Annotated in this window: 13 protein-coding genes; 8 read left to right on the top strand and 5 right to left on the bottom strand. The window is 64.5% G+C overall.

What is annotated here, in order from left to right:
• The first annotated feature begins 31 nt into the window (after positions 1-31).
• The 5 genes from U1700_RS07800 (at position 32) to U1700_RS07820 (ending at position 6,509) form a co-directional block, all read left to right on the top strand.
• Positions 32-1,699 carry a DNA polymerase III subunit gamma/tau gene (locus tag U1700_RS07800; RefSeq protein WP_332751681.1) on the top strand — a complete coding sequence of 556 codons (1,668 nt, stop codon included), beginning with the start codon at positions 32-34 and terminating at the stop codon, positions 1,697-1,699.
• A complete protein-coding gene (locus tag U1700_RS07805; RefSeq protein WP_332751683.1) occupies positions 1,683-2,006 on the top strand; it encodes a YbaB/EbfC family nucleoid-associated protein in 324 nt (107 codons plus the stop codon). The genes U1700_RS07800 and U1700_RS07805 overlap by 17 nt, the downstream gene beginning before the upstream one ends.
• A gap of 104 nt (positions 2,007-2,110) precedes the next feature.
• Positions 2,111-3,715 (top strand): long-chain fatty acid--CoA ligase, encoded by a 1,605-nt coding sequence (locus tag U1700_RS07810; protein WP_332752268.1) that lies wholly within the window; start codon positions 2,111-2,113, stop codon positions 3,713-3,715.
• A gap of 92 nt (positions 3,716-3,807) precedes the next feature.
• Positions 3,808-5,487, top strand: a complete 1,680-nt coding sequence (ettA, locus tag U1700_RS07815) for an energy-dependent translational throttle protein EttA (protein WP_332751685.1) — start codon at positions 3,808-3,810, stop codon at positions 5,485-5,487.
• Positions 5,488-5,648: 161 nt separating this feature from the next.
• A complete protein-coding gene (locus tag U1700_RS07820; protein ID WP_332751687.1) occupies positions 5,649-6,509 on the top strand; it encodes a formylglycine-generating enzyme family protein in 861 nt (286 codons plus the stop codon).
• 130 nt (positions 6,510-6,639) lie between these two features.
• Here the strand turns inward: U1700_RS07820 and U1700_RS07825 are convergent, their stop codons facing one another.
• Together U1700_RS07825 and U1700_RS07830 are read right to left on the bottom strand one after the other, a co-directional pair.
• Positions 6,640-7,173 (bottom strand): pyridoxamine 5'-phosphate oxidase family protein, encoded by a 534-nt coding sequence (locus U1700_RS07825; protein ID WP_332751689.1) that lies wholly within the window; start codon positions 7,171-7,173, stop codon positions 6,640-6,642.
• A gap of 83 nt (positions 7,174-7,256) precedes the next feature.
• Positions 7,257-7,985, bottom strand: coding sequence for an NYN domain-containing protein (locus U1700_RS07830; protein ID WP_332751690.1), 729 nt, complete (start codon positions 7,983-7,985; stop codon positions 7,257-7,259).
• 102 nt (positions 7,986-8,087) lie between these two features.
• On the opposite strand from U1700_RS07830, the gene U1700_RS07835 reads away from it, so the two are divergent.
• Complete coding sequence (locus tag U1700_RS07835) at positions 8,088-8,441, top strand: hypothetical protein (RefSeq protein ID WP_332751691.1); 354 nt, start codon at positions 8,088-8,090, stop codon at positions 8,439-8,441.
• 21 nt (positions 8,442-8,462) lie between these two features.
• On the opposite strand, the gene U1700_RS07840 is transcribed toward U1700_RS07835, so the two are convergent.
• Entirely contained in the window at positions 8,463-9,095 is a 633-nt protein-coding gene (locus U1700_RS07840) for a carbonic anhydrase (RefSeq protein WP_332751693.1), read from the bottom strand.
• Between the two features lie 86 nt (positions 9,096-9,181).
• Between U1700_RS07840 and lipA the strand changes: the two genes are divergently transcribed.
• The gene (gene lipA / locus U1700_RS07845; RefSeq protein WP_332751694.1) at positions 9,182-10,135 is read left to right on the top strand and encodes a lipoyl synthase; all 954 of its coding nucleotides are present in this window, start codon (positions 9,182-9,184) and stop codon (positions 10,133-10,135) included.
• Entirely contained in the window at positions 10,135-10,602 is a 468-nt protein-coding gene (locus U1700_RS07850; protein WP_332751696.1) for a type II toxin-antitoxin system RatA family toxin, read from the top strand. The genes lipA and U1700_RS07850 overlap by 1 nt, the downstream gene beginning before the upstream one ends.
• On the opposite strand, the gene U1700_RS07855 is transcribed toward U1700_RS07850, so the two are convergent.
• Both U1700_RS07855 and U1700_RS07860 read right to left on the bottom strand, forming a co-directional pair.
• On the bottom strand, positions 10,557-11,060 hold the full coding sequence (locus U1700_RS07855; protein WP_332751697.1) for a CinA family protein: 504 nt from the start codon (positions 11,058-11,060) through the stop codon (positions 10,557-10,559). The genes U1700_RS07850 and U1700_RS07855 overlap by 46 nt on opposite strands.
• A gap of 17 nt (positions 11,061-11,077) precedes the next feature.
• Complete coding sequence (locus U1700_RS07860; RefSeq protein ID WP_332751698.1) at positions 11,078-12,220, bottom strand: bifunctional 2-C-methyl-D-erythritol 4-phosphate cytidylyltransferase/2-C-methyl-D-erythritol 2,4-cyclodiphosphate synthase; 1,143 nt, start codon at positions 12,218-12,220, stop codon at positions 11,078-11,080.
• Positions 12,221-12,257 lie beyond the last annotated feature (37 nt).

A 12,257-nucleotide genomic window follows, 5' to 3' on the forward strand; every position in this document is an offset into this window, starting at 1 on the left:
ACATCGGCTTGAGGCTTTAGACCCAACCCTAATGACCGACGACGAATCACCGGGGCTCGGCCTCGAACTTCCCGACATCGCCCCGCCGGCGGTGGCCAATGGCGCCTATCGCGTGCTGGCGCGCAAATATCGGCCCCAGTCGTTCGGCGAGCTGATCGGCCAGGACGCGATGGTCACGACGCTTGGCAACGCCATCGCGCGGGGCCGGATCGCGCATGCCTTCCTGCTGACCGGGGTGCGCGGGGTCGGCAAGACCTCGACCGCGCGGCTGGTGGCGAAAGCGCTCAACTGCATCGGCCCTGATGGCAATGGCGGGCCGACGATCGACCCATGCGGGGTGTGCGAGCCATGCCGCGCGATTACCAAAGGCCGCTTCATCGACGTGATCGAGATCGACGCCGCCTCGCACAATGGCGTCGACGACGTCCGCGAGATGATCGAGGCGGTGCGTTATTCGGCGGTCTCAGGTCGCTACAAAATCTACATCATCGACGAAGTCCACATGATGTCGAAACCGGCGTTCAACGCGCTGCTCAAGACGCTCGAGGAGCCGCCGGCGCACGTCAAATTCCTGCTCGCGACGACCGAAGTCGCCAAGGTGCCGGTGACGATCCTGTCGCGCTGCCAGCGGTTCGACCTCAAGCGTATCCCCGCCGAAACCCTTGCCGCACACTTCGCCAAAGTGTCGGCGGCGGAGAATGTCGAGGTCGAGCCCGAGGCGCTAGCGGTGATCGCCCAGGCCGCCGAGGGCAGCGCGCGCGACGGGCTGTCGATCCTCGACCAGGCGATTGCCCATGGCGAGGGGAGGGTGACCGCGACCGACGTCCGCGACATGCTCGGCCTCGCCGATCGCGGGCGGGTGCGACGGTTGTTCGCTTCGTTGATCGCGGGTGACGCGGCGGCGACGCTGAGCCAGCTCGATGAAGCCCATCTTTTCGGGCTCGACCCTGCTTCGCTGATGCGCGGACTGATGGAGACGGTCCACTCGGTCACTCGGGTCAAGGCCGGCGCTCCGCTCGACGTGCTGCAGTCGGCCGAGGAACGCGACGCGGCGGCACAGTGGTCGGCGCAGCTTGGCTGGGCAGTCCTTCACCGGCTGTGGCAATTGCTGCTCAAGGGCCTGCAGGACGTCACCATCGCGCCCGATCCCAACGAAGCTGCGGCGATGGCGCTGCTTCGCCTGGTCCACGCCGCCGACCTGCCCGATCCCGCCGCGCTGATCGCCCGGCTGGGGCAGGGTGAGGGGTCCGCCACGGCACCCGCTCGTTTCCCCGCGACGCGGCCGGGACCGAGCGCGCAAGCGTCGTCGTCCGCACCGGTTGCCGACAGCTTCCCGGCGTTCGTCGATCTTATCGAAAACACCGGCAAGATGCGGCTCGGGATCGCCCTTCGCGATCATGTCGGGCTGGTCAGCTTTGCCCCCGGCACGATCGTCCTTCGCCCGATCCGACCCCTCGGCGCAGATTTCGTTCGCGACCTGACCAGTGCGGCCAAGGAAGCGACCGGCGCGGCGTGGAGCGTGACGCTGGCCGAAAGCGGCGGCGATCCCTCGCTCCTCGACCAGGCAAAAATGGCCGATGAGCGCGATCGCGCGGCGATCATGGAAGAACCGGTCATGGCCGCGCTGATGGCCGCCTTCCCCGACGCCACCCTCGAATCGATCATCACCAAGGACCCGATCCATGCCCAATCTCGATGACATCATGAAAATGGCGCAGGACGCCCAAGCCGAACTCCAGCGCGCGCAGGACAAGCTCGACACGGTCGAGGTCGAGGGCGCATCGGGCGGTGGGCTGGTCAAGATCCGCGCGACCGCGAAAGGCCGCATCCTCGGCGTCGAGATCGACGACAGCCTGATGGTCGCCTCCGAAAAGTCGATGCTCGAGGATCTCGTCGCCGCCGCGCTCAACGATGCGCGGGCCAAGGCCGACATCGCCTCGGGGATCGAGATGCAGAAGGTGACCGCAGCGCTGCCAATGCCGCCGGGTTTCAAGATGCCCTTCTAAAAGCCTGCGATTGCGCGCTTGCGCCCGTACGTCGGCTAGGCGACAAGTCGCTTGCTCGGTTTGCACAGGCGTTAGGGGAAGCTTTGGTGACATCGCTCGGAGCAATGCAGCATTGGCCGCTGCGCGTGATGCGGCTTGTGGATCACGCGGCACGTGAACATGGCGAGCGGGAGATCGTCACCGCGTGGGCCGGCGGACGCGTCACAAGGAGCAACTGGCGCGACGTCGCCCATGATGCACGGCGTATGGCGCAAGCGCTCGAGGCGCTGGGGATCAAGCCAGGCGACCGTGTCGCGACGCTGGCGATGAACCATTCGTCGCACCTCACCGCCTGGTATGGCGCGATCGGCATGGGCGGGGTCCTCCACACGATCAATCCGCGGCTGTTCGACGACCAGATATTGTTCATCGCCAATCATGCCGAAGACCGGGTGCTGCTCTACGATCACGCCTTCGCCGAGACTGTCGAGCGGCTGAAATCTCGACTCGAAACCATCGAGACTTTCATCTGCTTCGATCCGCCGGTCGAGGATGAGGACAGCTTTGTCGGATGGCTCGCGCCCCACGACGGCGACTATGCCTGGCACGAGGGCGACGAACTCGACCCGTGCAGCCTGTGCTACACCAGCGGGACGACCGGCAATCCCAAGGGCGTGCTCTACTCGCACCGCTCGACGATGCTTCACGCCATGGCCGAAGTCGCCCCCGACAGCTTCAACCTGTCGGCTGACGCCTGCGTCATGCCGATCGTGCCGATGTTCCACGCCAATGCCTGGGGGATCCCGTGGGCGGCGCCGCTGACCGGGTGCAAGCTTGTACTGTCGGCCGACTATCGTCCGGCCCAATTATGCGACCTTTATCGCGACGAGAACGTGACCCATTCGGCCGGGGTGCCGACGGTGTGGCTGGGAATGATCGAACATATCGAGCGCACCGGGGCGGACCTTTCGGCGCTTCGCTATGTCACCATCGGCGGATCGGCCGCACCGCGCGCGATGATCGAGTGGTTCCGCGAGAAGGGCGTCCACGTCATGCACGCCTGGGGCATGACCGAGACCTCGCCGATCGGCTCGATCGGAGGGAAGCCCCCGGGATGGGGCGAAATGACCGACGAGCAGCAGATCGCCTACACCATGCACCAGGGACGGACTCCATTCGGGATCGAGCTTCGCATCCTTGGCGAGGACGGGTCAGTCCTGCCACGCGACGGGTTGCACAGCGGCGACCTCCAGGTGCGTGGGCCATGGGTCATCCGCCGCTATTTCAAGGAAGTTGCCGATGCCGCCGCTGATGACGGCTGGTTCGGCACGGGCGATGTCGCCGCGCTCCATCCCGACGGGACGATGCAGATCACCGACCGATCGAAGGACGTCATCAAGTCGGGCGGCGAATGGATCAGTTCGATCGAGCTTGAAAATGCTGCGGTCGGAGTGCCCGGCGTGGCCGAGGCGGCGGCCATCGGGATCGTCCACCCCAAGTGGGACGAGCGCCCGCTGCTGGTAGTCGTGCGTGCGCCGGGCAGCGACGTCACGTCCGAGACCATCTGTGCGCACTTGGAAACCCAGGTCGCGCGGTGGTGGCTGCCCGACGCGGTCGAGTTCGTCGATGAACTTCCCCACACCGCGACGGGCAAGTTGAGCAAGAAGACCCTGCGCGAGCAGTTCGCCGACTATCGCTTCGCCAATGCGGCGGAGATGGTCGGGCGATAGGTCTGTTGTCGAGCCGCGCAGGGTGGAACTTTGGGACGGCATCGCCTAAATGCGCCTCGAAACCCCGCCCGATTCAAAGGATCAGCGACCCGATGGCCGCCCAATTTAGCTATGTGATGAAAGGTCTGAGCAAGACCTTTCCCGGTGCACCCAAGCCGGTGCTCAGCAACATCAGCCTGCAATTCTACTCCGACGCCAAGATCGGCATCGTCGGCCCCAACGGCACCGGCAAGTCGACCCTGATGAAGATCATGGCCGGTCGCGACAAGGAATTCACCGGCGAAGCGTGGCCGGGCGAGCATGTCACCGTCGGGTATCTTGAGCAGGAGCCCCAGCTCGACCCGACCAAGACCGTCATGGAAAACGTCCGCGAAGGCGTGAAGGACGTTGCGGCGATGATGGACCGCTTCAACGAAATCAGCATGTTGATGGGCGATCCTCCCGCCGATGCTGACTTTGACGCGCTGCTGGCCGAAATGGGCGAACTCCAGGAAAAGATCGACGCGGTCGATGGCTGGACGCTCGACAACCAGCTCGAGATTGCGATGGACGCGCTGCGTTGCCCGCCGGGCGATGCTGAGGTGACCAACCTGTCCGGCGGCGAGAAGCGCCGGGTCGCGCTGACCAAGCTGCTCCTCCAGAAGCCCGGCATCCTCCTGCTCGACGAGCCGACCAACCACCTCGACGCCGAAAGCGTCCAATGGCTCGAAAAGCATCTCGTCGACTATCCGGGCAACGTCATCCTCGTCACCCATGACCGCTATTTCCTGGACAATGTGGTCAACTGGATCCTCGAACTCGATCGCGGAAAATACTTCATCTACGAGGGCAATTATTCGACCTACCTCGACAAGAAGGCCAAGCGGCTCGATCAGGAGGGCCGCGAGGACGAGGGTCGCCAGAAGGCGATCAGCCAGGAACTCGAGTGGATCCGGCAGAGCCCGAAGGCTCGCCAGACCAAGTCAAAGGCGCGCATCAAGGCGTTCGACGCGCTGGTCGAGGCGAGCGAAAAGCGGGTCATCGGCAAGGCCCAGATCGTCATCCAGACGCCGACCCGATTGGGCGGCAACGTCATCGACGCGGTCAATCTGACCAAGGCCTATGGCGACAAATTGCTGTTCGACGACCTGTCCTTCACGCTTCCGCCGGGCGGGATCGTCGGGGTCATCGGCGCCAACGGCGCGGGCAAGTCGACCCTGTTCAAGCTGATCACCGGCCAGGAAACCCCCGACGACGGCGCGGTCAAGATCGGCGAGACCGTCCGCCTTGGCTTCGTCGACCAGAGCCGCGACGATCTCGACCCCAACAAGAATGTCTGGGAAGAAATCTCGGGCGGGGCCGAGCTGATGACGATCGGCAAGCAGGAGCTCCAGACCCGAGCCTATGTCGGCGCGTTCAACTTCAAGGGCGTCGACCAGCAGAAGAAGGTCGGCCAGCTGTCAGGCGGCGAGCGCAACCGCGTTCACCTGGCCAAGATGCTAAAGGAGGGTGGCAACGTCCTCCTGCTCGACGAGCCGACCAACGACCTCGACGTCGAGACGCTGCGCGCGCTCGAGGAAGCACTCGAGAATTTCGCCGGCTGTGCCGTGGTCATTAGCCATGACCGCTTCTTCCTCGACCGCCTCGCGACCCACATCCTGGCGTTCGAGGGCGACAGTCATGTCGAATGGTTCGAAGGCAATTTCGAGGCCTATGAGGAGGACAAGCGCCGCCGCATGGGCCCCGAGGCTGACCGCCCGCATCGGATGAGCTACAAGAAGCTGACCCGTTAGATTGGCGTCATGGGCAACTCCTGTCGATCGCGATATGCTTGCGGCCGACAGGGGGGACGACCATGGCGCGATCGATCTTACGGATAGGTGCGTTGTTCGCACTGGTTTCATCGAGCTCTTTGGCGGCGCGTGACTTTCGCGATTGTCGCGACTGCCCGACGATGGTTCCGATCTCCGGCGGTACGTTCGTCATGGGTACCGACCCGGCCGATCCGCTTCACGACGCCCTCGAAGGTCCCACTCGCTCGGTTGCGGTCCATCGCTTTGCTGCCGGACGGCTGGATGTCACGAAGTCGGAGTGGACGGCGTTCGTTCGGACGACGCGTCGCCCGATAGCCAAGGGCTGCCAATGGACCGGCAAGCAAGGTCCCGATGCCGACAAGAATGCTTCATGGGACGACCTCGGGTTCGAGCAGTCCGCCAGCGATCCCGTCGTCTGCGTCAGCTGGAACGATGCTCGCGACTACACCCGCTGGCTCAGCCGGCGAACCGGCAAGCGCTATCGACTGTTGAGCGAAGCCGAGTGGGAATATGCCGCCCGCGCTGGCACGACGACGGCCTATTATTGGGGCAATGGCGCTTCACACGACTATGCCAATCACGGCACCGAGAAGTGTTGCGGCGGGGCGGCGCAGGGACGCGATCGGTGGATTTGGACATCACCTGGAGGCGCCTTTCCGGCCAATCGTTTCGGTCTCCAGGATATGAGCGGCAACGTACTTCAGTGGGTCGAAGACTGCTTTTCGCCGACTTACGCTGGTTCGCCGGTGGATGGATCCGCCTTCACCACCCCGCGTCCAATCATTGCCAGCGGCGATCTGGCCGACCTCTCTGGCACGTCGACGTGCAGCTATCGTGTCGTTCGCGGCGGCGATTGGGGCGATCAGTCACGCTGGATACGCACCGCATCGCGCAGTTTCGCCCCACCGCCGGGCCCAGGACCGGGGATCGAAGCCTACCGCAGTGGTGGGTCGGCTTTCGCGTCGCACGAGACCTCGACTAACCCCGCGACCCGCTGTTGAAGTGTGTCGGTCGAACATCCACCGGTCGAAAGCCGCACACCGCGCCGTGACGCGAACAGCTTCGACGTGCCACGCGCGATAAACGGCAAGAAAGGCACGATCGGATAACGCTCGATAGGGGCGCGATATATTACAGCGTGACGTCGGCCTTGTGGTCCTTGCTGTGCTCCGTGCCGGGATCGACTTTGAACAGCGCTTTGAGCGCCGCCGCCTTGAGCGTCGAACCCTTGTCGGCCTCCCAGATCGTCGCGCGCTCAGTGTCAAAGCGCAGCAGCAACAGGTCGGGATCGTTCTTGCCGTCCTTGTACCAGCTGGCGACAAACGGGGTCCACAGACGGTCGATCACGGCGCGGTCGTCAGTAACCGACAACGTGCCATGGACATGGGCGAACAGCGTGTGGCCCTTGGCGGCATAGGCCGCGACCGCGCGCGCCGAACCGGTGATATTCTGGCCAACGCCATCGCTCTTCGAGGCGAAGAAGTAAATCGGCCCACCATCCTCGCCATCACCGCCTTCGGGGACGTCGACCTGCGCGGTCATCGGCCGCGTCTGGTCGTCCTCGACACCTTCCAGACCAAGCATCATGAACGGACTGTCGTCGATCGCTTTCCACAACGCCTTGGTCAGGCGGGCGTCATTGTCTTGGTCGTTGCTGCTGAACATTGGAGCGCTCCATGATGGATTTGCCCCGATAACGGTTGGGCAGGAAGGGCGTTCCTGCCCCGCAGCCCGCCACCCATCAAATGCTAGCGCAGTCGTTTGATCGCCAGCCGTCCGTCGGATCCGGTCTTTACCTCGAAATTGGGGACCGCCTTGATCAGGTCGCTGAGCCTGGAAAATCCATAGTTGCGCACCGCGAAGCTCGACACGGCGGTAGCGCGCTGGCCGACCTCCGACAGCGAGGCGAAGCCGTCGTCATCGCGCTTCGACGCCTTGAACGCGGCCCCCAAAATCTGGAGCAATTCGGCGTCGATCGTCCGCTGGCCCTCGGCCGGGGCAGGGGCCTCCATCGCCTCGGGGGCATTGGCGGCCAGTGCGGCGACATCGAAGAAACGCGTGCACGCCTGCTGGAAACTGACCGGGGTCTTGGTCGTGCCAAAGCCATAGCAGGGCAGGCCGTCCTCGCGGATTCGCTGGGCGAGCGGCAGGAAGTCGCTGTCGCTCGACATGATCCCGAACCCGTCGACATGCCCGCGATAAAGCAGGTCCATCGCGTCGATCACCATCCGCATGTCGGTCGCCGACTTGCCCTTGACGATGTCGAACTGCTGCATCGGCACGATCGAGTGAAGCCCGGTCAGCGTGCCCCACGTCTTGAGGCTGGGTTTAGACCAATTGCCATAGGCCCGCCGGATATTGATCGTGCCCAATTCGCCCAGCACAAGCAGCACTTCGTCGAGGTGATCGGGCGAGGCATTGTCGGCGTCGATCAGCAGGGCGATGTTGAGCATCTCGTCGCGGCGGGTTTCGTTCATCATGTGGCTCCAATTGAACATCCATACCGCATCGGATGCGGAACGAAACCGCCTGTTCGCACGCTTTAGGTGCCGGTGCGTATGACTCTGAGAGGAATGGACATGAAGAAATTGGTAATGGGTGCGGCGCTGCTTGGCAGCCTGTCGCTGTCGGCTTGCGCGACGAATCCGTACGACCAGTATGGCTATAACAATGGCGGCGGCTACAACAATGGCCAGCAGACCACGGCGGGCCGTGCAGTGACCGGCGCGGTTGCCGGCGGCGTGGCGGGCGGTGTTCTCGGCGCGATCATTCCCGGCGTCAGCGTAGGGACCGGAGCGCTTGCCGGTGCGGCACTCGGCGGCGTTATCGGCGCAGTCTCGGGTGGTCACCAGTGGTACCGCGATACCCGCGGCTATTGCTACTACGTCGATCGCAATGGCCAGCCGGTCTATGACTATAACACGCGCTGCTAGTTAGCGCAGGTTCGCTGGCCTCTAGGCGGGGCGGAATTTATCGTCCGCTTCGTCAAGCAGGAACAGTTGCCCCTTGAAGATCGAGAAATGGCAGCCGTGGAGCGAAAGCTTCCCGGCTGCTTCTCGCTCCGCAACGAACGGAAAGCTGCGCAAGTTCTTCAGGCTTTGGCGGATTCCGGCCTCTTCAAGCAAAATTGCCGCGTCGGCCCCCATGCCATGCTCGGACACGATCTTGTTGCGCGGCTCCTCCAATACTTCCATCCAGCCCGCGATGAAGCCGCCTTCGCCTGCGGCCGCATTGGCGAACTGACCGGTCAGCGATGCCTGGATCCCGCCGCATCGTTCATGCCCCATGACCACGATCTGCGGTACTCCGAGCTGGGTGACAGCAAACTCCAGCGCCGCCGAAACGCCGTGCCGCCCGCCCCCCGGTTCGAACGGCGGGACCAGGTTGGCGACGTTGCGAACCACGAAGATTTCACCGGGGTTGGCGTCGAAGATCGTCGCCGGATCGGCCCTGCTATCGCAGCAGGCAATGATCACCGCCGCGGGCGATTGACCCTCGGCCAATTCGCGCCAGCGCGCCCGCTCCCCGGCATAACGTTCGCCACGAAAGCGGCGGTATCCCTCGATCAGATGGCCGAACTCGTTCATCGATAAGCTCCCTGAAGCATCGCGCTGCGCCTAATCGGGCCGGGGAGGGGTGGCAAGCGGGGCCGCGCATCGCTATCTGCGCAACCATGAACGCTCCCGTCTCCGTTCCGCCCCTCCCGCTACCCCCTCGGGCGCGCAAGCCCGACTGGATCCGCGTCAAGGCGCCGACCAGCCAGGGCTATGCCGATACCAAGCGGCTGATGCGCGAACTCAATTTGGCGACAGTGTGCGAGGAGGCGGCCTGCCCCAACATCGGCGAGTGCTGGACCAAGAAGCACGCCACGGTGATGATCCTGGGCGATACCTGCACCCGCGCCTGCGCCTTTTGCAACGTCAAGACGGGGATGCCGCGTGCGGTCGATGCGCTCGAACCCCAGCACACCGCCGACGCCGCCGCCGCGCTGGGCCTTGAACATATCGTCGTCACCTCGGTCGACCGCGACGATCTTCCTGACGGCGGCGCGAGTCAGTTCGTGAAAGTGATTGAGGCACTACGCCGCACGACCCCCAACACGACCATCGAGATCCTGACCCCCGACTTCCGTAACAAGCATGAGCGCGCGGTCGAGGCAATCGTCGCGGCGCGCCCCGATGTCTACAACCACAACCTCGAGACGGTCCCCAGGCTCTACCCCACCATCCGCCCCGGTGCGCGCTACTATGCCTCGCTGCGGCTGCTCGAGACGGTCAAGAAGCTCGACCCGTCGATCTTCACCAAGTCGGGGGTGATGGTCGGCCTCGGCGAGCAGCGGCTCGAGGTGCACCAGGTGATGGACGACATGCGCTCGGCGGGGATCGATTTCCTGACGATGGGCCAATATCTCCAGCCGACCCCGCGCCATGCCACGGTCGAGGAGTTTGTCACCCCCGACGCATTCAAGGCCTATGCCTCGATCGCCCGCGCCAAGGGCTTTCTCCTCGTCGCCGCCTCGCCGCTGACCCGCTCGAGCTACCACGCCGGCGACGACTTTGCGAAGATGCGCGCTGCCCGGCAGGCGCAGCTGGCAAAATCCTCACCGAGCTTGCTCGGGGAGAAGTAATGCCGCGCCACTCGGAAACGAAGCATCTGCCCTACACCCCCGAGCAGCTCTTCACGCTGGTCGGTGACGTTGGTCGCTATGCCGAATTCCTGCCGTGGGTGGTTGCCGTGCGGGTTCGCTCTTCAACTGAGACCGAGACGATCGCCGACCTCGTTGTTGGCTTCAACGCCTTCAAGGAGCGCTTCACCAGTAAGGTGACCAAACAGGCACCTGATCGGATTACAGTCGATTACATCGAAGGCCCGCTTAAATACCTCAAGAATGAGTGGCGCTTCGAACCCGCACCGGGTGGCGGCACCAACCTTTGTTTCTCGGTCGATTTCGCGTTCAAGTCGCGCATTTTCGAAGCCATCGCCGGCCAGATGTTCGACCGCGCGCTTCGCCGAATGACCGGCGCGTTTGAAGCCCGCGCCGCCGATCTTTACGGAAGCGGCAGCAGCAGTTCGAGCGCACAAAGCGCCGCCTGAAACCGGACGCCGCTGCGATCCTCGTCGGCGAAATAACGGATGTCGGTGTCAATCTCGTTGGAATCCCCGCCGCGCATCGCGCGTGCGAAGACGACCGTTCCCACCGGCTTGCCCGGGGTGGCCCCGCCGGGCCCCGCAATCCCGGTGATCGAGACCGCAAGATCGGCGCTTGAATTGACCAGCGCCCCGCGCGCCATCGCCCAGGCGGCGGCAATGCTGACCGCGCCAAACGTGTCGAGGACCTCATTCGAGACGCCAAGCTCGGTCACCTTAGCCTGGTTGGAGTAAGTCACCCACGCCCCGTCGAACACGTCCGAAGCCCCCGATACTTCGGTAAGCGCGGCGGCGACCAGACCGCCGGTGCAGCTTTCCGCCACCACGATCCGCGTTCCCGCCGCGCGATGTCCCTCGATCACTCGCGTGGCGAGGTCGATTAGCGGTTGAGGCAGCAATATCATGGTCGCGCGCTAGCAGGTCAGCGGGGAAGGCGCACGCTGGCAATCGCCTGCGCCGATATCCCCTCGCCGCGCCCGGTGAAGCCAAGCTTTTCGGTGGTCGTCGCCTTGATGCTGACCGATCGCTCGTCGATCGCCAATATTTCCGCCACCCGTGCACGCATCGCCGCCCGGTGTGGCCCGACCTTGGGCGCCTCGCAGATCACGGTGCAGTCGACATGGTCGATGATCCCGCCCTCGGCGCGGATCAACGCGGCGGCATGCGCCAGGAAGCGGTCCGACGAGGCGCCCTTCCATTGCGGGTCCGACGGCGGAAAATGCTCGCCGATGTCGCCTTGGCCCACCGCGCCGAGCAGCGCGTCGGTGATCGCGTGGAGCACGACATCGGCATCGCTGTGCCCGGCCAGTCCGCGGTCGTGCGCGATCTCGATCCCGCCCATCATCAGCGGCCCCGGCCCATCGAAGGCATGGACGTCAAAGCCCATCCCTGACCGGCTGATCATCGCAGCCCCCAGGCGTGCCTCGGCTTCGGCGAAGTCGGCCGGCGTCGTCAGCTTGTCGAGCATATGATCTCCTTCGACGGTCGCGACCTTCAGGCCCGCCGCCACCATCACCTGGCTTTCGTCGGTCGCCAGCCTTTTGCCCTCTTCCTCCAGCGCATAGAGCAAATCCTCGCGGAAAAACGCCTGCGGGGTCTGCACCCTTAGCAGTCGCTTGCGGTCGACCTGCTCACCCAGCATCGCGTCGCCCTTAGCCAGCGTGTCGGCCACTGCCAGCACTGGCACCGCGCCATGGTTGCCCTTGGCCAGCGCGTCGAGCAGCCGGTCGATCACCGCCGCCGGACAAAAGGGGCGGGCGGCATCGTGGACCAGCACAATCTCGCCATTGATCGCGGCGAGACCCTTGGCGACGCTCTCGGCACGCTCGGCCCCGCCGGTGATGAAATCTGCGACGTCGATCCCGGCCAGCGCGTCGGCGGCCAGCGCTTCCTGCCCGGCCCCGATCACCACCCGGACAGAGTCGATCCGCGGATGCCGGACCATCGCCTCGACCGCATGACGCAACACCGCCTTGCCGCCGATCAGCCGAAACTGCTTGGGCACATCGCCGCCCATCCGGCTGCTTGCTCCGGCGGCGACGATGAGGGCGGTGACCTTGTCCATGTCCGCGCCTTGCCCGTCAGCGCCCCCTCCTGTAAAG

Source organism: Sphingomonas sp. RB1R13, from assembly GCF_036663775.1.
Lineage (GTDB): Bacteria > Pseudomonadota > Alphaproteobacteria > Sphingomonadales > Sphingomonadaceae > Sphingomicrobium.